Origin of the sequence: Corynebacterium tuberculostearicum (assembly GCF_030229345.1) — a bacterium.
In the GTDB taxonomy this organism is placed as follows: domain Bacteria; phylum Actinomycetota; class Actinomycetes; order Mycobacteriales; family Mycobacteriaceae; genus Corynebacterium; species Corynebacterium tuberculostearicum_G.
In genome coordinates this window covers 179,640-204,613 of the sequence record NZ_JASPGP010000001.1, presented here as the reverse complement: position 1 = coordinate 204,613, position 24,974 = coordinate 179,640, and the positions used below count along the sequence as shown (strand labels likewise).

The following is a 24,974-nucleotide window of genomic DNA, read 5'->3' as shown; positions in this document are numbered from 1 at the left end:
GGTGTGCATTCCATTCTGTGGACTTGTAAGAACAGATACCAGTTTCCTATCAAACTACCGATAATGCAAGCAGGTTCGAGGCTTTAGGGAGACATACAACACCCCTTACCAGCGACAATAAAGTTAAATATTTTCTGTAGCCCGTTCGAATCTTAAGCCGCGCCGTGCCCCAGCGCGGGCGGGCTTTATAATCACGGGCATGCATATTGTTGTCGCCCCAGACTCGTTTAAAGGCACCGCCTCCGCGCCCGAGGCCGCAGCCAGCATTGCTATGGGAGTGCGCCAGGCGCTTCCCGACGCCACGGTGACCACCCTGCCCATGGCTGATGGCGGCGAGGGCACCGCCGCTGTCCTTGCACAGGCGGCAGCGGCCGGTGGACAATCCGCCGAGACCATTACCCTGCCCACTACCGACGCCATTGGCCGATTGACTCAGGCAAGCTATGTCCTCGCCGGAACCACTGCGTTCATTGACGTCGCCGCTGCCACCGGGCTGCCCGCCGTACAGGACAGCCTTGATCCGCTGCACGCCGATTCCTATGGCACCGGCGTCTTGATCGCAGACGCAGAAACCCGCGGCGCTACCTCGGTTGTACTGGGATTGGGCGGCACCGCCAGCATTGACGCCGGGATGGGCATCCTCACCGCACTCGGCGCCGCCGCGCACGACTCCCGCGGCTATGCCCTACCCAAGGGCGGCGCTCCCCTCGTTCAGCTGGACCACATCGATACCGCGCAGCTCAATATCAAGGCGGGCATGCTCGACTTCACCCTGTTGGCAGATACCCGCGCTACCCCAGTGCAGGCGGCAACCATGTACGGCCCCCAAAAGGGAGCTAAAGGCGAACAAGTAGCGCTGCTGGCCGGCGCCATGCTCCAAGCATGCGAGGTTACCGGCACCGATGCAGATTCTGCGTATTATGGCGCCGCGGGTGGCCTTCCCATTGGCCTGTCCTGGCTCTCACGCACCCTCTGGGGTTCAGACGAACACGTGCGCGTCCTGTCCGGCGGCACGCACGTGGCCGCTGCACTGGGCCTTCCGGAAAAGATCGCTTCGGCCGATCTCGTGATTACCGGCGAGGGCCGCTTTGATGAACAGTCCTTGACCGGCAAGGCAGTCGGAACCATCACGGATCTCGCTCGGCAAGCGGGAACTCCCGTGGGCATTATCGCCGGCTCCTTCGAGCATGACACCGACGCCTACTGCGCTCCCCTTAGCCAAGAAGGCTCGTTGGCCCAGCAGCTAGCGGCGGCCGCCGGGCACATCGTCAAGCAGCTCTAAGGCCGAATGGACAGCGACCACGGGAAGATAGCGGGCCGCTCATGCGCCAGCTCGTCTTCAAGCAATACGTGGTCCTTGGGCAGCACTGCATGCGGGGTGAGAAGGCGCGAGAGCACCATGCCCAGCTGGTTGACGGAGCCACTTACGCCCGCCACCGCAATGTCATAGCGGTGCACGCTCGCATCCGCAAGGTCGCGGTCTTCATGCTCGTCGCGATAATTTTGCCGCAGCTGCTCCTCCAACCCCTCTGGAAACTGCGGCGCCTCCGGGCGAGTAACGTCAGCTGAGGAAAGCGAACCGCCCTCCACCAGCTTGTCGGTGGCGGTGGTAAAGATTTCCGCAACGCGCTCTGCTTGCGCGTTGGGAACCAAAACATCAAATTGAATAACCGGCATAGCGCCAACCCTACCCAATCCCTAAGGTGTGAAACCATGTCTGATTCTGCCCGCATCGCCCAGCTCACCACTTCCCAGGAAGCCGATCTGGGGTGGCAGCAGGACTTTTATGAGGACCTGCACCGCCACCCCGAGCTTTCGCATGAAGAGGAGCGCACCGCCGGTCGCATCCGCGCCAAGCTCGCCGATTTTGACTGCGAGGTAGTAGAAAATATCGGCGGCTTTGGCATGGTCGCCATCTTCCGCAACGGCGATGGCCCTACTGCTTTGCTGCGTGCGGACTTTGACGGCCTACCAGTGGAAGAGGCCACCGGCGTGTCCTATTCCGCCACGAATGGAAAGATGCACGCCTGCGGGCACGATATGCACACCACGGCGCTACTGGGTGCCTGCGCGCTTCTCGACGCCTCCCGCAGCTCCTGGTCCGGCACCTTCCTCGCCCTTTTCCAACCTGCCGAAGAATCCTCCGTGGGAGCTAAGGACATGTTGGCCGATAACCTCATCGAGCGCGTGCCTCGTCCCGATATTTGCCTAGGCCAACACATCATGCCCGGCCGCGCCGGCACGGTGCGCCACACCGCAGGCCCCATCATGGCCGGATGCGATTCCCTGCGCATTCGCGTCTTTGGAAAATCGGCCCACGCTTCCATGCCCCATAACTCCATCGACCCCACCTATATCGCGGCCATGATCGTCACCCGCCTGCAGGCCATTGTCGGCCGCGAGGTCGCCCCACACGAGTTCTTTGTCATCTCTGTAGGCGAGCTACACTCCGGCGATAAAAACAACATCATTCCCGAATCCGCCGAGCTCGTGCTCAATACGCGCTATTACGATCCCGCACTCGCGGAAAAGGTCTATGCCTCCCTCGAGCGCATGGTCAAGGCCGAGTGTGTGGCGTCCGGAAGCGAGCAAGACCCGACTTTTGAGTACTACGCTCACGGCGAGGTCACCGATAACAACGCCGCAGCCCACGCACCGGTGGCCGAGGTTTTCGATGCCGCCTTCGGCTCCGATTCGGTCATCGCCGCCCCTTCTACCGCCTCTGAGGACTTTTGCTATCTACCACAAGCATGGGGCGTACCTTATGTCTTCTGGCACATCGGCTGCACCCCGGAAAATGAGTTAGAGGATCCGCCTGTCAACCACCAGGCGACCTTCCTTCCGGACTACGCCCCGACCGTCTATGCCTCCACCCGGGCAGCATATGGTGCGGCATTGACCTACTTGGCAAAGCCCTAGGTACCCGGCGCGCCTTCCCTATTCCCTCCCTGCAAGGCTGCGCCAATCCTATTAAGCTGGCAGGCGTTTCGTGACTTCCCACTAACTTTAAGGTTTCACATGAGCCAGCCACGGCACTCTGTTTTCGAATCCACCGTTCCCTCCCATGTTCGTGCGGCCTCCGGCGTAAGCCCGCACAGCGCTTCCTACCGCAAGTTCTGGTCGGGCCTATCCGGCGCCGTCATGGAGCAGATTGCCGATAATTGGGAGCGCACCCGTTCCGCCTACGCTGCCACCCGCCAGCAGCACTACTTCTCCGCGGAGTTCCTGCAGGGCCGCGCGCTGCTCAATAACCTCACCAACCTGGGCTTGGTCGACGATGCCAAGGCAGCGGCCACCGCTGCCGATCACGAGCTGAGCGATGTCCTCGACGCCGAGCACGATGCCGCGCTCGGCAACGGTGGCCTCGGCCGCCTCGCCGCTTGCTTCCTCGATTCCGCTGTCACCCAGGACTACCCCGTCACCGGTTATGGCCTGCTCTACCGTTACGGCCTTTTCCGCCAGTCCTTTGAGAATGGTTTCCAGAAGGAACAGCCTGATGCATGGATGGAAAACGGCTATGACTTCATCATCCGCCGCGCCTCCGAGCAGCGCCGTGTCCACTTCGACGACATGGACGTGCGCGCCATTCCCTATGACATGCCTATTACTGGCTACGGAACCGATAACGTAGGCACGCTACGCCTGTGGAAGTCCGAGCCCATCGCTGAATTCGATTACGATGCCTTCAACTCCCAGCGCTTTACGGAGGCCATTGTGGATCGCGAGCGCGTCATGGATATCTGCCGCGTGCTCTACCCCAACGACACCACCTACGAGGGCAAGGTACTGCGCGTTCGCCAACAGTACTTCTTTGTCTCCGCATCCCTGCAGACCATGGTGGATAACTACATTGCCCAGCACGGCGAGGACCTCAGCGGTTTTGCGCAGTACAACTCCATCCAGCTCAATGACACCCACCCAGTGCTCGCCATCCCAGAGCTCCTGCGCATTTTGCTCGATGACCATGGTCTGAGCTGGGATGCGGCGTGGAAGATCGTCACCGAGACCTTCGCCTACACCAACCACACCGTGCTCGCAGAGGCCCTGGAGAGCTGGGAAGTGTCCATCTTCCAAAAGCTGTTCTGGCGCATCTGGCAGTTGGTGGAAGAAATCGACCGCCGCTTCCGCGAAGATATGGCCCACCGCGGCCTGGATCAGGGCCGCATTGACTACATGGCGCCGGTGTCCAACGGACAGGTTCACATGGCCTGGATCGCCTGCTACGCCGCCTACTCCATTAACGGTGTCGCCGCCCTGCATACCGAGATCATCAAGGCCGATACGCTGTCCGAGTGGCACGAGCTGTGGCCAGAAAAATTCAACAATAAGACCAATGGCGTCACCCCGCGTCGCTGGCTGAAGATGTGCAACCCCCGCCTGGCAGAACTGCTCACCCAGCAGGCTGGTTCCGATGCGTGGGTTACTGACCTCACCCAGCTGGCCAAACTCGCCGATAAGGCCGACGATACTGACCTACTGCGAGAGCTCATTGCCATCAAGCGGGCCAATAAGCGCGACTTTGCGCAGTGGGTCAACGACCACCAAGGCGCTGAAGTCGACCCTGATTCCATCTTTGACGTGCAGATTAAGCGCCTGCACGAGTACAAGCGCCAACTGATGAACGCCCTCTACGTCCTCGACCTCTACTTCCGCATCAAGGACGAAGGCGAAACCGTGCCGAAGCGCACTTTCATTTTTGGTGCCAAGGCCGCGCCGGGCTACGACCGCGCCAAGGCGATTATCAAGCTCATCAACACCATCGCGGATCTAGTCAATAACGACCCAGCCACCAAGGACATCATCCGCGTCGTCTTCGTAGAGAATTACAACGTCTCCCCCGCCGAACACATCATCCCGGCCGCTGATATCTCCGAGCAGATTTCTGTGGCTGGTAAGGAAGCCTCCGGCACCTCCAATATGAAGTTCATGATGAATGGCGCGCTGACCTTGGGCACCATGGATGGAGCAAACGTGGAAATCGTCGAGGCGGTCGGCGAGGACAACGCTTATATCTTCGGTGCCCGCAATGAGGAGTTGCTGCAGCTGCGCGCCGAGTACAACCCGGGCGAGCTTTACCAGAGCGTGCCAGGCTTAGCCCGCGTACTGGATACGCTTGTCGACGGCACCCTGGGCGCAGACAATGCCGGTATCTTCGGCGATCTGCGCGCCTCGCTTCTCGACGGCTTCGGGGAGCACGCCCAAGACCAGTACTACGTCTTAGGCGACTTTGCCGACTACCGCGAAACCCGTGACCGCATGGCTGCCGAATACGAGGCAGACCAACTTGCCTGGGCCAAGAAGGCGTGGCTCAATATTTGCTACTCTGGCCGCTTTTCTTCCGACCGGACCATCGCGGACTATGCCAACGAGGTCTGGAAGATCCAACCAACTCCGATTTCCCAGAGCTAAGAAAAGTCCTGCCCCTCCGCTTCTGCAGCTGAGGGCAGGACTTTAACGTGGCGTTAGGCCTACTTCCGTTTGTTTAGCGCAGGCCGACGCGCTTTAGCTGCTCATAGATGGGCTTTAGGTCAATATTGAGCACACCCATCTGCGTGGCTAGGAAACCGAGTCCGCCAACGACAGCGCCCAAGATTCCTAGGCCTGTAGCTAGACCTGCGGCAAAGCCCTTGCTGCTGCCCTTCTTTCCTGCATCATCCGCCGGATTAGTAGTACTTCCCGGCTGCTCTGGCTCGTCGGCAGAGCCGGCGTCACCATTCCACCACTCATCAAAGACCAAGTTGGCCACCAAGGTGTTATCGATGAAATCGCCGCGCACCGAATCCGTACCGGAGGTATTAGCCATAATGTCCTCGGAGCCGGCGCCCTTGAAGAAGAACGGAACCAGCTGGTTGGTTTGCTGACCGGAGTACCAACCGTGGCGAGCAACCTTGCCCTTCTCGCCTTCCATGGCGTTAAAGCGGTCTTCCGCATCAGGGTTGTCGTCCGTCGCTGCCTCATTCGCACCGGATAGATAACCGGTTTCGTGATCCGCGGTCACGACGAGCAAAGTGTCCTCCCACGAGGAGTTCTCCTCTACCTACTTGATGGCAGCATCAACCGACTTATTAAAGTCCTGAGTCTCCTCGATATCGCGCACTGGGTTATTTCCGTGGCCGGCCCAGTCGATGGCACCGCCCTCAATCATGATGGAAAAGCCATCCTCGTCCTGTCCCAGCGCATTGAGGGCGCCAGTCGTCATGGTGGGGAGATCGACGACGTCGTTAAGCTCGTCCGAGTATGGAGCCTTTGCCTCGCCCGAGCGGGAGTTCTGCAACGTGGAACCTACCTGCGCGATACCCCAATACTTCTGCTACGGCTTGACGTCACCTTGCGCCATCTTCTTGAAGTCATCGTTGGACTCGAAGTAATTCCAGTCGGTCTCGCCTCCGGAAAGCTTGGCGTAGTCGTCCTCGTACATGAAGCTATAGTCGGGAGTATCGACCTTCTGGTGGTCATTATCGTAGAACGGGTGGCCAGCGGCCATGACCAAGTCGAGGGCGCTGCCGAGCATCTCACGGCTAATGTCCTGCAGCTTATCGCGGTCCTTGTTGTGCGCGGCCCACGCCGCCGGAGTGGCTTCGGAATAGAGAGTGTCTGATGGTTTGTGTGTGGGTACCTAACCTGCATGAGGAGATGGACCAGAATGACTACTGTGGCGAGACGGGATCCGGCTGATAAGGCCAAGATTGATGCGATTGAAAAGAAGCTGCTTGCTAACCCTGAAATCGCGAAACTGATTGATGACCTAGGCACGTCTACAACGGATGCCAACGACCTGGTTCGCGGCATGTTGCAAGCCTCAATTACCAGGGGACTCAACGCTGAAATGGATGCCCACCTGGGCTACGAGTCTGGCGACAGGAGCGCTAAAGCTGCAGCTAGAACAGACAATCACCGCAACGGGTCGTATCCAAAGACCGTGGATTCTAACTACGGGCCAGTCACCGTTGATGTCCCGAGGGATCGGGCTGGAACATTCTTGCCGACTATGGTCCCTAAAGGCTCGAGGAGATTGACCGATGTCGATGACATGACCGTTAGCTTGTACGCCGGTGGGATGACAATTAGGGACATCCAGCACCATATGGCAACGGCGATGCGTGTCGATATTTCTCATGAGACGATTTCCGCAGTCACCGATGCCGTCCTCGATGAGGTCATGGTCTGGCAAAACCGCCAGCTAGACGAGTTCTACCCGGTCATTTTCCTGGACGCGCTGCGCATTAAAATCCGCGATGGCGGCCTAGTGGTCAATAAGTCCGCGTACATGGCAATCGGCGTAGATCTCGACGGTATCAAACACATTTTGGGATTGTGGATCGCCAAAGAAGAAGGCGCTTCATTTTGGGCGCAGGTTTGCGCCAATCTTTCCAATCGTGGGGTCAAGGACGTCTTTATCGTCTGCTGTGACGGGCTTAAAGGCCTGCCAGAAGCAGTTGAAGCAACGTGGCCGAACTCTATGGTGCAAACCTGTATCGTGCACCTGATTCGTGCCGCTAACCGATGGGTAGCCTACAGGGATCACCGGGGCGTATCGGCCGCGTTGAAAAAGATTTACACCGCCACGGACGAGTCCACAGCTAAGGCTGCCTTAGACGAATTTGAAGCCTCTGAATTGGCAGAAAAGTATCCACGCTCAGTCAAAGTCTGGCGAGATGCATGGGCGCGTTTCGTACCATTTCTCCAGTTCCCACCAGCAGCCAGCAAGGTCATTTACACGAAGAATTCGATTGAATCATTCAACAATGAACTGCGGAAAGCTACCCGCAACAGGGTGCAGTTCACTAACAATGAACCAGCGCTCAAGACGCTATGGTTGATGATCTGCAATATCGAAGACAGACGAGCTGCCAAGAGAGCGAAGCAGGGCAAACGAGTCTCAGCGACAACCGGCAGACTCATGGAAGGGACCCGAGTTTCCGGCTGGAAACAAGCCATTAACCAAATGGCCGTGGCCTACCCCGACAGCTTCGACAAATACCTATAAACCTAGCCCCACACACAAACAACTTGACACCCTCCGAACAAGCAAGCATTGATAGATGCAGGTCTGCACTACATTTTGTCGGTGAAACCCCACCGTGCCTGAGGTGAGTGAAACCTGGCGGCGGGAAATCCCTGGTGAAGCCTACGCCCACGGCCAGATCTGGACACAAGCCTCGGCAAGCGATGCGCGCAAACACACAACCCCGAATACGGTGACCCACTTCCAGTACTCCTATGATCGGGCCAGACGCGGCCTGCGCGGAATCAAAGAGCAAGTCGCAAAAGCCAAACGCGCTGTTGACGGCGAAATCGCCATTAAGCGCAACCGCTATTTCGATCTTTCCACCCCGAACAAGAAGGTCAACTACGCTCTTGCTGCCAAACACCGAGCCCTAGCCGGAATTAAAGGCTATGAAACCGACCTGACCGCTCTTCCCGCCCAGGAGGTTATCGGGCATTACCGCAGGCTATTCCACATTGAAAATGTCGTATCGGATGTCGAAATCAGACCTGAAAGCACGCCCAATCTATGCGAGGAAACAAAACTCGATCACAGCACATCTCAATATTGTGATGGCAGCACTAGCCGTGACCCACCTGATGGAGACCCGCAGTGGTCACTTCATCAAACGCCTCGTGAGAACACTCAAGAAATACCGCAGCTTTCAACTCGTCGTTGGCGGCGAAACCATTCACGCCGCCGTACCATTCCCGCCCGACCTCACTGCCACCATCCAAGTAATCACCGGCCGCGAACTTCCGCACAAAATTGGCCTAAGTCAGGTTAGAAGGGAATCAGCACACCGTCTCGTGGGATTCGTGCTCTGGGTGCTCAATCTGGATGGTGGAGTGCTCGATACCGTGTTCGCGCAGGGCCTGCTGGGCGGCATCCAACAGCGGGCCGGTGCCGACGGTGCCGTCGCGCACGATATGCACGGTCGTGAGCACGTTCACGCCGTCCAGGCTCCACAGGTGCAGGTCGTGGATGTCAGCAACGCCCTCGACCTGCCGCAGCGCGGGCTCGATCGCACTGGCGTCGAAGTCCGCCGGGACTTGCTCGAGCAGCACGCTCGCCGAAAGCCGCATGAGCTGCCAGGCGCGCGGCAGCACCATCGCCGCGATCGCTAGGGAGGCGATCACGTCCGCCGCCACAAACCCCGTGGTCAGTACCACAATGCCGGCCACGATTACTGCGACCGAGCCGAGCATATCCACTAACACGTGCAAGAACGCGCCCTCCACGTTGATCGAGGATTTGCGGTGCCGGTGCAGAACCCACGCCGATAGCGCATTCGCCACCAGGCCGATCACCGCGATGATCAGCATCGTTTTTCCCTGCACTTCGGCCGGGCTCTGCAGGCGGCGCACCGCCTCGACGACAATCCACACCGAGATCGCCAGCACCATCACTGCGTTCGCCAGTGCAGCAAGCACCTCCACTCGTCGGTAACCGTACGTGGCCTGAGCCGATGCTTGTCGGCGCCCAACCAACACCGCTAACACCGCGATGATCAACCCCGCAGCGTCGGAAAGCATGTGCATCGCATCCGCCATCAGCGCCATCGAACCCGCCAACCAGCCGCCGATCAGCTCCGCGAAGAAGACGGTGCCGGTAATGCCTAGCGCAATCAAGAGTGCGCGCAGCGGCGTGCTGGAGTGATCGTGGTCGTGGTGCTCGTGTGCCATGCACTCAGCCTATCCCCGTCGACGCTTATTGACAATTAAATGAAAATGGATGGCGGTAAGCGCAGTCACTGAGGCCAAGTCGGCCTGATTTAGGTCATTGTGCAGTTGTCCTTTGAATATGTAGAGAAGCTGAAACAAGAACACACATAAACTAATGCAACTGCATGTCAAAGAAGCGGCCGCCGAGTGTACGCAAGGTAAATATAAAACCACTTTTGTATAAATTGATATAGAAAAGCGCCGCGACCCGTGGAACGTGTTAAAAAGGGGGTCGCGGCGCTAGTGCCAAGAGAAATTACTTCTTGGTCTCACCCAACAGGTGGCACTGAATCATGTTGGTGTTACCAGCGATTCCTGGAGGGGTACCAGCAATGACGACAATCATGTCGCCTTCCTCGTACCTGTCCATCTCCAGCAGTGCGTCATCGATGGCTTCCATCATGTCGTCGGTGGACTTAACGTGCGGGCTCAGGAAGGTCTCAGCACCCCACGTGAGAGCCAGCTGGGAACGAACCGCTGGGTCCGGAGTAAATGCCAACAGTGGCAGGTGGGAGTGCAGGCGAGCCACTCGCTTAGCGGTATCACCGGAGGTAGTAAAGGCTACGATGGCCTTTGCATTGAGACGTTCGGCAATATCGCGGGCGGAATAGGACACCACACCACGCTTGGTGCGCGGAACGTGGGACAGCGGTGGAACCTTGCCACCATCTTCAGCATTAGCCACGATCTTGGACATGGTGCGCACGACGTTCTGCGGGTCAATACCCACGGAAGTCTCACCAGAGAGCATGACGGCATCGGCGCCGTCGAGCACGGCGTTGGCAACGTCGGATGCCTCTGCACGGGTCGGGCGCAGGTTGGAAATCATCGAATCCAGCATCTGGGTAGCCACGATGACCGGCTTAGCGTTTTCACGCGCAATCTGGATAGCGCGCTTCTGGAACAGCGGCACGCGCTCCAGCGGCACCTCAACACCGAGGTCGCCACGGGCAATCATGATGGCATCGAATGCCAGCACGATGGACTCGAGCGCGTCTACTGCCTCAGGCTTTTCCAGCTTGGCAATGACCGGAACGCGGCGACCTTCTTCATCCATAATCTCGTGGACCTTATCCACGTCAGCTGGGGAGCGAACGAAGGAAAGCGCGACAAGGTCTACGCCAAGCTTCAGAGCGAAGCGCAGGTCGGCGATATCCTTCTCCGACAGGGCCGGCACGGAGATATCCATGCCAGGAAGGGAAACGCCCTTGTTATTGGAAACTGGGCCGCCCTCGGTAACCTCACACACGACGTCATTGCCGTCGACTTCCTTACAGACAACGGCGACCTTTCCGTCGTCGATAAGCAGGCGGTCACCCGGCTTGGCGTCCTTGGCCAAGCCCTTATAAGTGGTAGATACTCGGTCGTGGGTGCCTTCGATATCGTCCACGGTAATGCGGACGATTTCACCGTTATCCCACTGCTCCTCGCCGTTGATAAAGCGGCCAAGGCGAATCTTGGGGCCTTGGAGGTCCGCCAAAATACCTACGGCGCGGCCGGTCTTATCGGTAGCCTGGCGCACCCAGTTGTAATTCGCCTCGTGGTCTGCATGCTCGCCGTGAGACATATTCAGGCGGGCAACGTCCATGCCGTCCTGTACGAGGCGCAAGATGCCATCCTCGCTAGCAACGGCAGGTCCGAGAGTACAAACAATCTTCGTTCTTCTATCCAGCATTATTGGCCTATTCCGTCGGGGGAAATTGAACACTCCCCAACCTACTCCTTCGAAAGAATTGGGGCCACAATTTTTCGGTTCCATTTTCTGAACGGGCACCCCAAAATGCCTTATTTCCCACAAAACCAAAACCAACCGGACACACTTGGGCAGCGTTTACGTCGCTGAAGGCCCCGGCCGCTGCCCTTCAGATACCGCGTGCTCATAGCTGTGCTCATCAGCATCCCGGCGCTCCGCCCAATACTTAGGATCCACCTCTTCGGGGGATTCTGGGCCCTGGCGGTGCCTATCAAGCAGGAAGAAGACGATCGCGGCGATGATAAAAATCACAAGGGAGACGATGATATTTACGCGCACCCCGAAGATATGGGTCGCCTCATCGGAACGCATCCCTTCAATAAAGAAGCGGCCCAAGGTATAGCCCATGACATAGAGGGCAAAGACGCGCCCGTGCCCCAATTTCCAGGCCTTGTGAGCCCACAAGAGGAAAAGGCAGACCAGGACATTCCACACGAGCTCGTACAGGAAGGTCGGGTGCACCGAGGTCATGACCTCACCCGTGGAATGTCCGGAAACGGGAGCATAGCCGCCATTTTCATTGACCCGGTAATAGATGTCTAAAGCCCACGGAACGTCGGTCGGGCGCCCATAGAGCTCCTGGTTAAACCAGTTGCCTAGGCGTCCAATCGCCTGCGCAAGGACGAGGCCGGGTGCCACCGCGTCAGCAAAGGGACCGAGCGGCACCTTCTTCACTTTGAACAGCACCCACAAAGCTAGAGCACCCAAGGCTACGGCGCCCCAAATGCCCAGGCCGCCGTTGGTAATCTTCAGCGCGTCCGCGGGATTGCAGCTATCGCAGAAGTACTTCTGGTTATCGGTAATGACGTGGTAGAGCCGCCCGCCAATGATGCCGGCGGGGATAACCACGATGGCAGCATCCCATACTGTGTCTGGATTTCCACCGCGCGCGGTATAGCGGCGCAAGGTCATTCGCAGGCCGACGATAATACCCACGATGATGCACAGCGCATAGGCACGAATGGGAATGGGCCCCAACTGCCACACGCCCTGCGGCGGAGACGGAATATTTGCAAGAATTTCTGTGTGCACGTAGCTAGTGTGCCTTATCCCCCACCCCACCAGCTAGTTGGGGCCTAATCTATCTTGCGCGCAGGGCACGCTGGGTGCTGGCCAGCGGCCACCAAGGAGCGCGCCAGCGCCGTAGGATCCTGGGCAGCCATGACGGATTCGCCCACCAACACTGCATCGGCGCCGCGTGAAGCATAGTGAAACAGGTTGCGCGCGTTGTTTACCCCGCCTACTGCGATGCGCAGGATGGATTCTGGCAGGCCTGGGGCGATATCGTTAAACGCCTCGCGGTTAATGGCATCCGAAGCCAACGACCACGCATTGATGGCGATGACACTACTTCCTGCCTTGATTGCGCGGTCTACCTCTGCGCAGTTGCGTACCTCTACGATGGCGGTCATACCGAGCGATTCCACGCGGTCTAAAAGCGCCTCCAGGCGAGCTTGCTCTAAGAGCTCTACCTGCAGCGGAATGGCATCGGCCCCAAAGCACCTGGCTTCATGGATTTGATAAGGATCCACGATGAGATCGCGCGACATCATGGGAATATCAATCGCAGCGCGGGCAGCTGCCATGTCTTCTAAAGAACCGTGGAAGCGGCGGAAATCAGTCTGGCATGCCATGAGATGTACGCCGCAGTGTTCAAAGGTGCGGGCCCATTCCGCCATCTGTTCCGCAGAGCCAACATGAGCGATTTCGCCGCCGTAGGGTACGGCGCGCTTGAGCTCCGTGATGACCGAGCAGCCTGTGCGTAGCAACGCCGCGCGGGCATCCCGGGGAGGTTCCATGTCACGCGAGCGTGCCTTCACCTCTTTGAAGGACACGCGAGCTTCCCGTGCAGCGACGTCCTCCAAGACTCCTGCAACAAGGTGGTCAACGGCAATGGGCGTAGGCATCAGCACCTCCCTCCACGGGCGATTAAGATCACACTTAGGTTAACCTGCTCGCGTGCCGTTCCGGAAATTACACAGGAAACGGGGCTATTTTTTGTCCATATCAGTGGGATCGATATCACTATCAAGCGCGTCCCACATCACACGGCCAGAGTCGGAGGAGGTTTCCAAATCCTTCTCCAGCTTTGCCTGCCGCGCCGCTGGGGTTTCGTATTTGCTCGACACCTTCGCCTTATCCACGCCTGGATTGCGCGCAAGCATCACTGCACCGAAGAGGGCTGCTGCCGCGCCTATGAGGGCCAGAATAGGTCCCAGGGAATGCACCTCGGTGGAAACGACCGTGGCCCAGTCAGAGATCTGGGCAGAGTCTACGGCGTTTTCATTGGCCGAGGCTCCCTGGAGGATCTTCTGCGCGCGCTCGGTGTCCGCGCCCGCAGTCAGCAGGCTCACCGGTGTCCATGCGCTGGCTGCGGCCGCGAGGGCGCACACGATGCCCACCACTCGCCTACCGACGCGCCGCAGCGCCATCCCCGCAACGGCACCGGCTACCAAAACTAAGGTCAAGGCCATGATCTCCAGCGACCAAGCCGAGCCGATGATGTCATTGGCCGCGGAGCCAGCCTTATCGTCCTCGCTGGCGGCGACCACCCACGTAGCTCGGGAGGACAGCCACAATACGATGGCTCCTACAGCGATAAGTAGTGGTCCAAGGCGTCTAGCCTTCACGATTGCCCTCCTAGGAGATCGGTGGCGTCAAAGCACGTGCGGTCACCGGTATGGCAAGCGCCGCCACGCTGCCGCACCGTCAGCAGAATAGTATCTCCATCGCAGTCAAGGCGAACGCCCAGCACCTCTTGGGTATTTCCAGAAGTCTCTCCCTTAACCCAATACTCATTGCGTGAGCGCGAAAAATACGTTGCCTTGCGGGTGGCAAGGGTATGGGCCAAAGCGTGGTCATCCATCCAGGCCATCATCAGCACCTCACCAGACTCAGCCTGGGCAATGGCCGGCACCAAGCCTTGGTCATTGCGCTTGAGCTGCTTGGCGATGCCCCCGTTAAGTTCATAGTCGCCTGGGGTACTCATCGGCGCACCTCGTAGCCCGCAGCGTCAAGGGCGTCTTTCACGTCGCTGATTTCTACCTCACCGAAGTGAAAAATACTTGCTGCCAACACGGCATCGGCGCCGGCTGCAACGGCCGGTGGGAAGTCTGCGGCGTTTCCCGCGCCGCCAGAGGCGATAACGGGAATGGTCACCGCTGCGCGCACGGCGCGTAGCAATTCCAGGTCAAATCCTTCTTTTGTGCCATCGCCATCCATTGAGTTGAGGAGGATCTCCCCTACGCCGAGTTCTTCGCCGCGGCGTGCCCATTCGATGGCGTCGATCCCGGCCGATTCCGTACCGCCGTGCGTGGTGACCTCAAAGCCGGATGGAGCATACTCTGCGCGGCACCGGCGGGCATCAACGGACAGTACGATGCATTGGGCCCCGAAAATCTCAGCCATTTCGCGCAGCAGTTCCGGATTCTTAATGGCCGCGGTGTTTACAGAGACCTTATCCGCCCCAGCGCGCAGTAATTCTCGGACGTCATCAACGCTGCGGACTCCGCCACCCACCGTCAATGGGATGAATACCTGGTCTGCGGTTCGGCGCACGACCTCGAGCATGGTGGCGCGGCCTTGTTTGGACGCAGAGACGTCTAAAAAGGTAAGTTCATCGGCTCCTACGGAGTCATAGCGCGCGGCCAACTCCACTGGGTCACCGGCATCGCGCAGGTTGTCAAAGTTGATGCCCTTGACTACGCGGCCTTGGTCCACGTCTAGGCAGGGGATCACGCGTACGGCTACAGCCATGGCGGCCGCCTCCTTTTCGGGTGTTTAGTCTTAGCGGTGAAAGGAACCGGTATGACGAGACAGGATATCCACGATGGTGGCATGAACCTGCGGGGTACCTGCCACCATGCCGCGCGACTGCGCGGTCCACGGATGTCCTTCCGGATCGGTAACAACGCCACCAGCGGCCTGAATCTGCAGTGCACCCGCGGCGTTATCCCAGGGGTGCGGGGAGAAGTTAATCGCGCCATCAAACACACCCTGCGCGACGAAGGCATTATCAAGTCCCACGGAACCGGTCATTCGCGGGCGCAGTCCGGTCTCGCGCAGCTCGTGGAAAATCTCGGTGGGCAGGTGGGAAGAACAGCCCACGTGACCGCGCGCCTCATCAAACCCCATCGCATCGTCCCCTCCGCCGAAGCCAGTGGCAGGCCCACCTACTGAGCGCAGTGGGGAGCCATCGCAGGTGACCAGTCGACGCCCCAAGAGTGGGAAGTCAGATACTGCGGCAACGGGCGCGCCCTCATGAATGAGCGCCACTAGGATACCGGCCATGGGGTTTCCGGCAGAATAGTTTGCGGTGCCATCGATCGGATCTACCACCCACACGGTATCGAGCACGCTGCCGCCTGATTCTTCTCCATAGACCGGGATGCCGGTCATCTGGGTCAAGATATCGCGCAGCTGTTGCTCGATGACGAGATCTACCTCGGTGGCGAAATCTCCCTGCCCCTTAAAACGGGCGGGCGCAGCTCCGAGGCCGGAGCGAAAAATGGGTTCTACTTGGTCTACGGCCGCCTCCGCGAAGGCCATCAACTCGCGGGGTTCCATCATGACTTAGTTGTCCTCGGGGTCGTAAGGGTCAATGGTTTCTTCCGCCGGCAGCGGCTCTACCTCGGCCACCGCAGCGAGTGCTTCGTTGAGGGTGAAATTCCCCTCGTACAGGGCCTTGCCAATAATGGCGGAATCAATGCCCTCATTTTCATAAAGCGCGAGCTCGCGCAGGTCTTCCAGGCTAGAAATGCCACCAGAGGCGGTGATCTTTGCCTCCGTCGCCATCGCTACCTCGCGCAGGAGCTCAATATTAGGTCCGGTAAGCGTGCCGTCTTTCGACACGTCGGTCACCACAAAGCGTTGGCATCCGGCGGCATCGAGGCGCTCGAGTACCTCCCACAGATCGCCGCCATCGGAGACCCAGCCATTGCCGGCGGTACGCCATTCGCCGCCTTCCTCGCGCACGGCAAGATCCACGGCGACCTTATCTCCGTAGCGCGCCAGGATGTCCTCGATCCATTCCGGCTGCTCTAGTGCAGCCGTGCCGATACTAATGCGCTGCGCACCGGTAGCCAGTGCGCGCTCCACCGCGGCATCATCCCGGATGCCGCCACTAAGCTCCACATTTACGCCCAGCTCACGAGTAATCGTCGCCATTTCTGCGTGGTTGGAGCCCCGGCCGAAAGCCGCATCCAAATCCACAAAGTGCAGCCAGTGTGCGCCTTGGGATTGCCACTTTTGCGCGGCATCGCGCGGGGAACCGTACGAGGTTTCGGTGCCTGCTTCGCCTTTATCTAGGCGCACGGCTTGGCCTTGAGATACATCGACTGCTGGCAAGAGCGTAAAAGTCATATCCTTCATCCTACCTAGAGCGTGCGCATCCAGTTTTCCAAAAGCTGTGCACCGGCGTCCCCGGACTTCTCCGGGTGGAATTGGGTCGCCCACAGGGCGCCGTTTTCTACCGCTGCGACAAACCTATCGCCTGCGTGCTCGGCCCAACTCACCTGCGGCGGGCGGGTGATTTCCGTTTCCAATTCCCATCGGCGAACGCCGTAGGAATGCACGAAATAAAACCGCTCGTCTTCAGCTACCCCGGCAAACATATCGCTGCCGACGGGTACCTCTACGGTATTCCATCCCATATGCGGCAGCACCGCAGACTGCAGCTTTTCCACGGTGCCGGGCCACTCGCCGCAGCCGGTGGAGTTGATGTTGTGTTCCACTCCGGCGTCGAAAAGCACCTGCATGCCTACGCAAATGCCCAACACCGGTCGCTCTCCTGCCAAGCGCTGGCCGATGACCCGAGGCCCCTGCACCGCCCGTAGCCCGCGCATGCAGGCAGCAAAGGCACCCACGCCGGGGACAAGCAGACCGTCCGCTTCCACCGCTTCCTTGGGGTCCGCGGTAACGGTGACGTCCGCGCCCACCCGCTCCAGCGCGCGCTGGGCCGAGCGCACATTGCCCGCGCCATAATCCAATAATGCGACCGTCTTTGCCATGGGCTATACCTTACGCATGCGACGCAGGCGCGTCCGGATATCGTTGGTTTCGCTCACGCGGGTGCGCCCAAGGATAAAATCTGCCAGCGTCATCACAACGCCGGCGACGAGGATGACCACGCCGGCCCCAAAAGCCCCTGCATAGCCGTAGCCGGCGACCAAGGCGCCCAAGAGAGTCGAACCCAAGCCGGTGCCGCCGTCATAGAAGATATTCCAGATGGCCGAAGCCTCCGAGACGCGCTCGCGCGGCAGGCGATCAAACATCGACAGCAGGGCCTCATTTTGCGCAATACCAAAGGCACCGCCAAAGAGGACGGCACCCAGCACGAGCCACCACACGGAACCATCGAGATAAAGAGGAACGGCAATGGCAAGCACGCCCACGATCGCCATTACCTGGCTGGGAATGTAGAGCCGGCCAGGAGTGCCCACGCGGTCTGCCACCATGCCGGCAAAGTAGCGGAAAATCATGGCGGCGCCGCCCACGATGGACAGCATGATGCCGGCCAAGCTAGCGCCGCGCTCTGCATCGAGTTCTTGCACCGCCGGCGGTAGGAAGGACGACACGGCACCGTAACTCATGGAGAAGGTAGTCAGCGCCAGCGCGGGCACGAGCACCAACTTCCACGTAGGAACGCGGATAAGGTTCGGCTCCTCTTCAGTATCGGAGGCGAGCGTGACCTTAATCTTGGGAATGCGCAGGCACAGGCCAAAGCCCACAAAGCCAATGATGCCGGCGGTGATATACGTCGAGGCATAACCCAGCTTTTCCGCCATGATCAATCCTAGGGGCAAAAAGACCATCTGGCCCAGACCGGTAAAGACACCAATCATGCCGGTAGCCTTGCCCAGCAGGCGTACGGGTGCCAGTTCCGCAATAAGCGCGGACTCAGAAACGGTCAGCGCGCCAAAACCCACGCCGCGCATGGCAGAAAAGAGCAGGACAACCCAAGCATCGGTACCCAAGAGGTGGCCAAAGGCAGGTACACCCAGGGTAAAAGCGGACAGTGCCATCACGCGGCGGTAGCCCCACCGGCGCAGGAGCCACGGGGAGATGATCTGGGTCAGCACGGTAAAGGCCATGAAGATGCCTGTGGATGAGCCCGCCAAGGTCGCTGAGCCACCAGAGTCAATCACCGCTAGCGGCACCACTGGAAGGAGGATGGACCAAGCACCGAAGGCTGCGGCGATGGCCAACATGGTCGCGGTATATCCAGGTACCTTCCAGATATTAGTTTCTTGGGTATTGCTCATTTACCGAACGCTCCTACCATCCACGAGATTGCTGCTACCACGGTGATTGCGGCCAAAAGAGAGGCTACTACTGTCATTGCCTTCGACCCCTGTTGGTAGGCAGACCATGCGCCTCCCACCAACATGCCAGCTACGAGGAAGAGGACCAAGATCATAAAGTGCATGCGTTCTAGAGTGCTCCCTTCGTCGATGGAATTCCAGTCTGGCGGGGGTCGAATTCCACCGCACCGCGCAGCGCACGCGCGACGGCCTTAAACTCCGCCTCCGTAATGTGGTGTGGATCCCGGCCATAACGCACGTTGAGGTGGAGCGTTACCGCGGCGTGGATGGCAAGTGTTTCAAAGAAGTGGCGGTTTATCACGGTGGCGTAATGCCCACCGATGGTCTGCCACTGCAGGTGCTCTGGTTCGCCGTTCATGACAAAATAGGCGCGACCAGAAAAATCCACTACCGCTTCCACCAAGGTTTCATCCATGGGCAAAAGCTGGGAGCCAAAGCGGCGAATGCCGGCCTTATCCCCCACCGCCTCGCGCAGCGCGGTGCCGAGCACGATCGCAGTATCTTCCACAGTGTGATGGGCGTCTACCTCCACATCGCCCTTAGCCTGCACGGTGAGATCGAAACTGCCATGGGTAGCAAAGGCCGTGAGCATGTGGTCAAAGAAAGGCAGGCCAGTAGAAATATCGCTACGCCCGGTGCCCTCGAGGTCGATGACCACAGAAATCTGCGATTCCGACGTCGCCCGCTGGGCGCGCCCTACGCGGTTGCTCATGCTTCGCTCCTTTCACCTGCGGCCGGGGAATCAGCCACTACTGTATCCGCAAGGTCCTCGGCTACGGCCAAAAAGGCCGAATTTTCTTCCGGCAGTCCCACCGTCATGCGCAGGTGGCCCGCGATGCCAACATCGCGGATGAGCACTTCCTTATCCAAGAACTGCTGCCACACGTGGTGTTGGTCAGCAAAGCGCCCGAAGAAGAGAAAATTAGATTCGCTCGGCAGGACGGTATAGCCCAGTTCGCGCAAGCGAGCGGCCACCCGCTCGCGTTCGGCGGCAATCTTTTCCACGGTGGCGAGCGTATCCGCGCTATGGCGCAGCGCCACCGTCGCCGCCGCTTGGGAAAGCACGGATAGGTGGTACGGCAGCCGCACCAGCATTACGGCCTCCACAAAGGCCGGGTGCGCCACGAAATATCCGAGGCGGCCGCCGGCAAAATCGAAGGCCTTAGACATGGTGCGCGAGACCACCAGCTTCGTAGGGTATTTATCCAGCAGCGTTACCGCAGAAGGTGAGGAAGAAAATTCGCCATAAGCTTCATCGACGATGAGGATGCCCGGGGCGGCGTCGGCAAGCGCGGCAATATCGTCCACGCTAGTCACCCCACCGGTGGGGTTATTCGGCGTAGTCACAAAGATAATATCCGGCTGGTGCTGCGCCACGGCTGCGAGCGCCCGGTCCATATCAATGCGGAAGTTCTCATCGCGCGGGCACTCCACAAACTGCGTATGGGTGCCGTCCGCGAGGATAGGGTGCATGGAGTAGGACGGGGTGAAACCGAGCACACTGCGGCCTGGACCGCCGAATGCCTGCAGCAGCTGCTGCAAAATCTCATTCGAGCCATTGGCCGCCCATACCTGTTCAGAGCCCACGCTCACGCCGGTTTGCTCAGTGATATAAGCCGCCAGGGCCTGGCGCAGCTCCACCGCATCGCGCTCCGGATAGCGATTGAGCGTGGTGGCAAGGCGCTGGGTCTCCGCCACCAAGTCATCCACTAGCGCCTGCGAGGGAGGATAAGGATTTTCGTTGGTATTGAGCTGGTAGGCCACGTGGAGTTGCGGCGCCCCATAGGCGGACTTGCCGCGCAGCTCCTCGCGCAGGGGAAGATCGTTAAGGTGCGTCATTTACTTCTCCTCGAATCGGGCGCGGATAGCCTCACCGTGGGCGGGCAGCCCCTCGGCCTCCGCAAAAGCGATAGCGTGCGGGGCAATCTCTTCCAACGCAGCTCGGTCATACTTAATAAGGTTGACCGGCCGCATAAAGGTATGAGTAGACAGGCCGGCAGAAAAGCGCGCCGTACCGGAGGTGGGCAATACGTGATTGGAGCCGGCCGCGTAATCTCCGAGCGGCACTGGAGCAAAGTCCCCTACAAAGATGGCACCGGCGTGCTTAATCCGCTCGGCCACCGCGCCAGGCTCTGCGGTGTGGATCTCCAGGTGCTCAGCAGCATAGGCATTGGCCACCGCCACCGCTGCATCCAGGGAATCGACCAACACAATTCCGGATTGCTCGCCGCCTAGAGCTTCGGCCGCCTGCTGCGCATGAGCGGTAGCACTGTAGCGCGCTTCAACCTCCGCACATACGCGCTGGGCCAAGCTTTCCGATGCCGTAATGAGCACGCTCGCGGCCATCGGATCATGCTCGGCCTGGGAGATGAGGTCATAGGCAACATACACCGGGTTGGCGGTGTCATCAGCGATAATGGCGATTTCGGTCGGCCCGGCCTCAGCATCGGTGCCCACCACGCCGCGCACCAACCGCTTGGCCGCGGTGACGAAGATATTTCCAGGGCCGGTAATCATGTCCACTGGGGCTAGTTCGGCGTCATCATCTCCGTAGGCCATCAGCGCGATGGCTTGGCCGCCTCCTACCGCCCAGACCTCGTCCACGCCCAGCATCTGGCACACGGCCAGCACCGTGGGGTGCGGCAGACCGCCGAATTCTTTTTGTGGCGGCGAGGCGACCACCAAGCTTTCCGCGCCGGCCGCCTGCGCTGGCACGGCGTTCATAATCACCGAGGATGGATAGACCGCCTTGCCTCCCGGCACGTACAACCCAACGCGCTCGATGGGGCGAAAGACCTCGGTCACCGTGGCACCTGTCGCCAGCTCGGTGGTGTGCGCGGCCGGTTTCTGCTCGGCGTGAACCTTGCGGACCCGCTCAATGGAGGCCTCAATCGCTTGGCGCACCTGCGGGTCTAGGCCGGAGGCGGCCTTCTCCAACTCCGCTTGGGGCACCCGCAGGTGGGTTGGGCGCACGCCATCGAATTGCTCGCCAAAATCCAAGGCGGCCGCAGCGCCTTCGTGGCGTACTCGATGAACCAGCGGCGCCACCTTGTCCACCACGGCGGCGACGTCGGTGCCACCGCGCGGCAAAACTCGCCGCAGCTGGGCGGGGCGCAGCTCGTGGCCACGCAGATCGATGGTGCGAAGCATTCCCGTATCCTCTTCTGCCTATCGGATTTCTGTTATTAAACCAATATCCTAATGGCCAAACGCCAGCGAGGGGGCCGGTTTGGGCTATAGACTCGGTGTCAACACAGCTTTAAGGTGGTGGCAGCGATGAGCGAGATTGAACCCTCTCTTCTGCTCGCGCATGCCCACACCATTGCTCGCGATAATGACGTGACCTGCTGGGCGCTGCCAACTGGCGAGCTTCTCGTTCCACATGCGGCCGGTGGCTCCACTTTCATTTTTGTAGACCAGCTGGAAGAACCGGTGCTCCACCTGCACACCAGCCCCCGCGGCGGCGTCGATCTCAGCGAGATCTCCGAGCTCGCACACCTGGCCAACGAGTGGAATCACGATTGCCTCTCCCCGGCCGTCGTGGTTGATTATGACCAGCCCGACTGCGTGAGCGTGTCCGGCCATAGTTATCTGCCGGCCGATACCTCCCCTAGCCGCGAACAGCTCGCGGCATTCCTCCTACCGGCGCTGCGCAACGCGGAGGTACTCATGGATCTGCTCGCTCAGTCGCACCCCGGCCTCGTGCGCGAAGCCTCGCCGGAGCTTGCCCCGCTTGCCGACGCCCCCTTAGAACCCTTCACCCTCGATAGCGTGGCCGAGATCCTGCCGCTTATCGGCATCCAGCGCTTCCAAAGCGACGGCGCCACCGCCATCTACGCCTGGGTAAATGATGTCCTTTTCGCCTTTGCACTGGACAACGGGCCCAGCCTCATTATCAAAGGACATTGGGACCCCAGCCTGGACGAGGCGGAATTTACCCGGCTATTCCTCATTTGCAATGACTGGAATCGCGCCCACCACGGCGCCGTGGCCTTTTGCCACCACACCTCCGAGGGTCTGCAGGTGCGGATGGATGCCGCCACCATTACCGCCGCGGGACTTACCCGGCCGCAACTTTTTAGCGCCATCGGCCGCGGGCTCAAGCACATCCTGCACGGCATCGATGACATCGCGCACGAGGTAACCGGCGCCTCCCCCGTCGAATGGCCCTAGACGCGCGGATTACCAATCTTCATCGGCACTCACAAAGGCCGTGGACCAATAGGCAAACATCGCCATAAAGGGCGCAACCGCCCACGAGATGGCCGGGGAGAAATTTGGCGCGAACTCAACCACTTCCCCTGGGTTTTCTGGCGGATGCGTGGCAGTGACCCCGCCAAAGACATAAAACGACGCCGCCCCAGCCAGGGCACATACGCCGACCCACAGGAGCATCGACAAGCCCCGCCCCTGCCGGCGCAGATACGCGCCCAACCCCAAGAACAAACCAAGCAGGCCGGTAATGAGGGCAAAGGTGATAAAGGCGATGAACTGGGCGCTTCCCATCGCATCGATAGCATAGCCGCCATCGTCTACCTCATGGCCGGTAAGTGTTGGCCGGAAAAGCCCCCACAGCGCACCGGCCACGCCATAGACTAAGAGCGCACACGCGAGTAACCCCGCACCGAAACCTAGGGTGCGGGGTAACCGATGATTAAACAGAGACACTTAGTTACAGAAGGTCCAGTTGCCATTCTCGCGGCGGAAGCGAACCGTAGAGGTCTCGGTGCCCTCGGAGTTGGACACGCTCACGGTTGCAGAAGCATCGTCGCCATTGACCACAACGTCGTTGACGGACTGCAGCTTGGTCGACTGCGGGATGGACTCCAACTGGCTAGCGAACTTCTCTACCTCGGCGTTGCCACCGCCCTGCTGGCGCATGGTGTTGGCGTACTCGGCGAAGGACTGGTTCGGCAGGCTATCGACGTACTGCTGGTACTGGCCGAACTCCTGGGACTGCTCATCGCGAACCGCCTGGCAGGCGTGCTGCGGCATGTAGTTGAAGTATTCCTTCACGTTATCGATCTCGTGCTGGCCGCGAACCAGCTGCTCGATGGCCTGCTTATCGCCATCATTAGCGTCCTGGCCGCCCTCGATCGGCTTGATATCCTTCGCGCCAGCGAACGGGTCCTCACCATTGTTCAGCGGGTTAGCCAGCTGATCCGGACCCTCGGCAGCGCCGTCCTCGCCTTCCTGGCCTTCTGCGCCTGCGGCGGCATCCTTGTTTTCGCCGTCCTTATTCTGATCCTTTTCTTTGTCCTTGTCCTTGTCTTTGTCCTTGGACTTATCGGCATCTTTGTCCTCGGACTTATCTGCAGACTTATCCTCAGAAGACTTGGATGCCGTGGTGGCAGCGGCCTTCTTGGAGTCGTCATTATCATCCGAACCACACGCAGCCAGCGCCAGCGGGGTGACCAGCGCAACTGCGATGAGGGACTTCTTTGCAGGGGTCAAAAAGGACAAGGGAAAGCTCCTGAATCAATCTTGCGAATGTGAAGCCACCCCAAGGGCGGCCTCTTATTTGTCTTCGCAATACTAACAACCCGACGATGGAAATGACATTGAGACTCCGTTAAAAGAACCTGTGAACTACCGTCCTGCCCGGCCAAGTCCGTACAATTGCCAAGGTGCACATAAACCGCGAGAGTATTATCGACGCCGCTCTTTCCCTGCTTGATACCTACGGGCTTGGCGACGTCACCATGCGCCGCGTTGCTTCCTCCCTCGGCGTCGCCCCCGGCGCGCTCTACTGGCACATTGCCAATAAGCAAGCGCTCATTGCAGCCCTAGCGGAAGACATTACCTCCCCCGTTTCTGGGGAGTCGCTCGAGGATATCAGCCTCAATCTTCGTGATTTGCTGCTCGCCCGCCGCGACGGCGCTGAGGTAGTCATTGCCGGCCTCTCCCTCCCGCAGGCTCCTGCCTGGGACCGCCTCTTGGCGGCCTTCACCGCTGCTGCCACGCGCAGCACCCTCGCTGCCGACAGCGCCCACCGCGCTGCCGCGCTCTCCGCCATTCACCTCGTGCTCGGCGCCACCTTGATGGAACAGTCCCAACGCCAGCTTGCAGAAACCACCGGCGAGACTCCCGCCGCAGATTATCGCGCAGACCTCATTCGCGGCGTACGCATTATTAACGCTGGACTTACGCACGGCGCCGGCGCCTAAAAAATGGTTATGCTCGTGGGC

The 24,974-nt window shown here is 59.6% G+C and carries 26 protein-coding genes and 1 pseudogene; 7 read left to right on the top strand and 20 right to left on the bottom strand.

Annotated elements, in window-relative coordinates; genetic code table 11:
* Positions 1-199: 199 nt before the first annotated feature.
* Positions 200-1,282 carry a glycerate kinase gene (locus QP884_RS00950; RefSeq protein ID WP_284820224.1) on the top strand — a complete coding sequence of 361 codons (1,083 nt, stop codon included), beginning with the start codon at positions 200-202 and terminating at the stop codon, positions 1,280-1,282.
* Here the strand turns inward: QP884_RS00950 and QP884_RS00945 are convergent.
* A complete protein-coding gene (locus tag QP884_RS00945) occupies positions 1,279-1,677 on the bottom strand; it encodes a hypothetical protein (RefSeq protein WP_284820222.1) in 399 nt (132 codons plus the stop codon). The two genes, QP884_RS00950 and QP884_RS00945, sit on opposite strands and share 4 nt — an antisense overlap.
* A gap of 36 nt (positions 1,678-1,713) precedes the next feature.
* On the opposite strand from QP884_RS00945, the gene QP884_RS00940 reads away from it, so the two are divergent.
* Both QP884_RS00940 and QP884_RS00935 read left to right on the top strand, forming a co-directional pair.
* Positions 1,714-2,919, top strand: coding sequence for an amidohydrolase (locus QP884_RS00940; RefSeq protein WP_284820220.1), 1,206 nt, complete (start codon positions 1,714-1,716; stop codon positions 2,917-2,919).
* A gap of 99 nt (positions 2,920-3,018) precedes the next feature.
* Positions 3,019-5,409 carry a glycogen/starch/alpha-glucan phosphorylase gene (locus QP884_RS00935; protein WP_284820218.1) on the top strand — a complete coding sequence of 797 codons (2,391 nt, stop codon included), beginning with the start codon at positions 3,019-3,021 and terminating at the stop codon, positions 5,407-5,409.
* 73 nt (positions 5,410-5,482) lie between these two features.
* Here the strand turns inward: QP884_RS00935 and QP884_RS00930 are convergent, their stop codons facing one another.
* From QP884_RS00930 to QP884_RS00920, 3 genes are read right to left on the bottom strand one after another with little or no spacing between them, the layout of a single operon-like run.
* Positions 5,483-5,998, bottom strand: a complete 516-nt coding sequence (locus QP884_RS00930) for a hypothetical protein (RefSeq protein ID WP_284820217.1) — start codon at positions 5,996-5,998, stop codon at positions 5,483-5,485.
* 39 nt (positions 5,999-6,037) lie between these two features.
* On the bottom strand, positions 6,038-6,274 hold the full coding sequence (locus tag QP884_RS00925) for an alkaline phosphatase (RefSeq protein WP_239234727.1): 237 nt from the start codon (positions 6,272-6,274) through the stop codon (positions 6,038-6,040).
* Between the two features lie 36 nt (positions 6,275-6,310).
* A complete protein-coding gene (locus tag QP884_RS00920) occupies positions 6,311-6,511 on the bottom strand; it encodes a hypothetical protein (RefSeq protein WP_239234729.1) in 201 nt (66 codons plus the stop codon).
* A gap of 132 nt (positions 6,512-6,643) precedes the next feature.
* On the opposite strand from QP884_RS00920, the gene QP884_RS00915 reads away from it, so the two are divergent.
* The gene (locus QP884_RS00915) at positions 6,644-7,987 is read left to right on the top strand and encodes an IS256 family transposase (RefSeq protein WP_284820215.1); all 1,344 of its coding nucleotides are present in this window, start codon (positions 6,644-6,646) and stop codon (positions 7,985-7,987) included.
* 36 nt (positions 7,988-8,023) lie between these two features.
* Positions 8,024-8,751: pseudogene (locus QP884_RS00910) on the top strand (IS1634 family transposase); the annotation flags it as partial.
* A gap of 30 nt (positions 8,752-8,781) precedes the next feature.
* Here QP884_RS00910 and QP884_RS00905 read toward each other — a convergent pair.
* The 14 genes from QP884_RS00905 to hisD form a co-directional block, all read right to left on the bottom strand.
* Positions 8,782-9,672, bottom strand: coding sequence for a cation diffusion facilitator family transporter (locus QP884_RS00905; protein WP_005328806.1), 891 nt, complete (start codon positions 9,670-9,672; stop codon positions 8,782-8,784).
* Positions 9,673-9,967: 295 nt separating this feature from the next.
* The gene (gene pyk, locus QP884_RS00900) at positions 9,968-11,383 is read right to left on the bottom strand and encodes a pyruvate kinase (protein WP_284820364.1); all 1,416 of its coding nucleotides are present in this window, start codon (positions 11,381-11,383) and stop codon (positions 9,968-9,970) included.
* 159 nt (positions 11,384-11,542) lie between these two features.
* Positions 11,543-12,496: a prolipoprotein diacylglyceryl transferase gene (lgt, locus tag QP884_RS00895; protein ID WP_284820214.1), complete on the bottom strand. Its 954-nt coding sequence runs from the start codon at positions 12,494-12,496 to the stop codon at positions 11,543-11,545.
* Positions 12,497-12,540: 44 nt separating this feature from the next.
* The gene (locus QP884_RS00890) at positions 12,541-13,371 is read right to left on the bottom strand and encodes an indole-3-glycerol phosphate synthase TrpC (RefSeq protein WP_179386685.1); all 831 of its coding nucleotides are present in this window, start codon (positions 13,369-13,371) and stop codon (positions 12,541-12,543) included.
* Between the two features lie 84 nt (positions 13,372-13,455).
* Complete coding sequence (locus QP884_RS00885) at positions 13,456-14,094, bottom strand: TIGR02234 family membrane protein (protein ID WP_284820213.1); 639 nt, start codon at positions 14,092-14,094, stop codon at positions 13,456-13,458.
* Positions 14,091-14,453, bottom strand: coding sequence for a phosphoribosyl-AMP cyclohydrolase (gene hisI / locus QP884_RS00880; RefSeq protein ID WP_284820212.1), 363 nt, complete (start codon positions 14,451-14,453; stop codon positions 14,091-14,093). The genes QP884_RS00885 and hisI overlap by 4 nt, the downstream gene beginning before the upstream one ends.
* Complete coding sequence (hisF, locus tag QP884_RS00875) at positions 14,450-15,220, bottom strand: imidazole glycerol phosphate synthase subunit HisF (RefSeq protein WP_284820211.1); 771 nt, start codon at positions 15,218-15,220, stop codon at positions 14,450-14,452. The genes hisI and hisF overlap by 4 nt, the downstream gene beginning before the upstream one ends.
* A 30-nt stretch (positions 15,221-15,250) precedes the next feature.
* Entirely contained in the window at positions 15,251-16,033 is a 783-nt protein-coding gene (locus QP884_RS00870) for an inositol monophosphatase family protein (protein ID WP_284820210.1), read from the bottom strand.
* A 3-nt stretch (positions 16,034-16,036) separates the two neighbouring features.
* Positions 16,037-16,825 (bottom strand): bifunctional 1-(5-phosphoribosyl)-5-((5-phosphoribosylamino)methylideneamino)imidazole-4-carboxamide isomerase/phosphoribosylanthranilate isomerase PriA, encoded by a 789-nt coding sequence (gene priA, locus QP884_RS00865; RefSeq protein ID WP_284820209.1) that lies wholly within the window; start codon positions 16,823-16,825, stop codon positions 16,037-16,039.
* A gap of 14 nt (positions 16,826-16,839) precedes the next feature.
* Positions 16,840-17,472, bottom strand: coding sequence for an imidazole glycerol phosphate synthase subunit HisH (hisH, locus tag QP884_RS00860; protein WP_179386691.1), 633 nt, complete (start codon positions 17,470-17,472; stop codon positions 16,840-16,842).
* A 3-nt stretch (positions 17,473-17,475) separates the two neighbouring features.
* A complete protein-coding gene (locus tag QP884_RS00855) occupies positions 17,476-18,726 on the bottom strand; it encodes an MFS transporter (RefSeq protein ID WP_284820207.1) in 1,251 nt (416 codons plus the stop codon).
* A 169-nt stretch (positions 18,727-18,895) separates the two neighbouring features.
* Positions 18,896-19,498 carry an imidazoleglycerol-phosphate dehydratase HisB gene (gene hisB / locus QP884_RS00850; protein ID WP_284820206.1) on the bottom strand — a complete coding sequence of 201 codons (603 nt, stop codon included), beginning with the start codon at positions 19,496-19,498 and terminating at the stop codon, positions 18,896-18,898.
* Positions 19,495-20,625 carry a histidinol-phosphate transaminase gene (locus tag QP884_RS00845; protein WP_284820205.1) on the bottom strand — a complete coding sequence of 377 codons (1,131 nt, stop codon included), beginning with the start codon at positions 20,623-20,625 and terminating at the stop codon, positions 19,495-19,497. Before QP884_RS00845 ends, hisB begins: the two co-directional genes overlap by 4 nt.
* Positions 20,626-21,936 (bottom strand): histidinol dehydrogenase, encoded by a 1,311-nt coding sequence (gene hisD, locus QP884_RS00840; protein WP_284820204.1) that lies wholly within the window; start codon positions 21,934-21,936, stop codon positions 20,626-20,628.
* A gap of 126 nt (positions 21,937-22,062) precedes the next feature.
* Between hisD and QP884_RS00835 the strand changes: the two genes are divergently transcribed.
* A complete protein-coding gene (locus QP884_RS00835; protein WP_284820203.1) occupies positions 22,063-22,959 on the top strand; it encodes a YbjN domain-containing protein in 897 nt (298 codons plus the stop codon).
* Between the two features lie 9 nt (positions 22,960-22,968).
* Here QP884_RS00835 and QP884_RS00830 read toward each other — a convergent pair whose 3' ends face one another.
* Together QP884_RS00830 and QP884_RS00825 are read right to left on the bottom strand one after the other, a co-directional pair.
* Positions 22,969-23,373 (bottom strand): hypothetical protein, encoded by a 405-nt coding sequence (locus tag QP884_RS00830; protein ID WP_284820201.1) that lies wholly within the window; start codon positions 23,371-23,373, stop codon positions 22,969-22,971.
* Between the two features lie 81 nt (positions 23,374-23,454).
* Entirely contained in the window at positions 23,455-24,249 is a 795-nt protein-coding gene (locus QP884_RS00825; RefSeq protein ID WP_284820199.1) for a hypothetical protein, read from the bottom strand.
* A 164-nt stretch (positions 24,250-24,413) separates the two neighbouring features.
* Here QP884_RS00825 and QP884_RS00820 point away from each other — a divergent pair, with 164 nt between their 5' ends.
* Positions 24,414-24,953 (top strand): TetR family transcriptional regulator, encoded by a 540-nt coding sequence (locus QP884_RS00820; RefSeq protein WP_239193189.1) that lies wholly within the window; start codon positions 24,414-24,416, stop codon positions 24,951-24,953.
* The last annotated feature ends 21 nt before the right edge of the window (positions 24,954-24,974 follow it).